Source organism: Furfurilactobacillus entadae (assembly GCF_045862745.1).
Taxonomy (GTDB): Bacteria; Bacillota; Bacilli; order Lactobacillales; family Lactobacillaceae; genus Furfurilactobacillus; species Furfurilactobacillus entadae.
Genome location: NZ_BQXN01000010.1, coordinates 70,165 through 70,499, shown reverse-complemented (window position 1 = coordinate 70,499; position 335 = coordinate 70,165). Strand labels below are relative to the sequence as shown.

The following is a 335-nucleotide window of genomic DNA, read 5'->3' as shown; positions in this document are numbered from 1 at the left end:
GCGCACAATAGCCTCCACTGAAGCGAAGCCAAAGTGACCACAGGTCGCCGTTATTGATGCGTGATTTTGTTGTTTCCACTTTACAAGATCAACACGGAACTTACCAGTAACTTTAGGTGGATTGAGCAATCCTTGGCGGCCATATTCTTCATAGATAGCAACTAAGACACTGAATAGCTGTCCGGCAATATGATATCTGTTTCGAACAGCAAGTTTTGAATCCGTTACTGTTAGATACGCTTCAACAGCAATGATTTTAGTTTCAATAGAAATTTTAGTCATACGAAAACCCCGAAAGTTTGTTTCAACTTTCGGGGTAACGGTCAAGGTCGCTG

The 335-nt window shown here is 42.1% G+C and carries 1 pseudogene; it reads right to left on the bottom strand.

The features are described from left to right. A pseudogene (locus ACKTR5_RS06205) lies at window positions 1-282 on the bottom strand (hypothetical protein); the annotation flags it as partial. Between the last annotated feature and the right edge of the window lie 53 nt (window positions 283-335).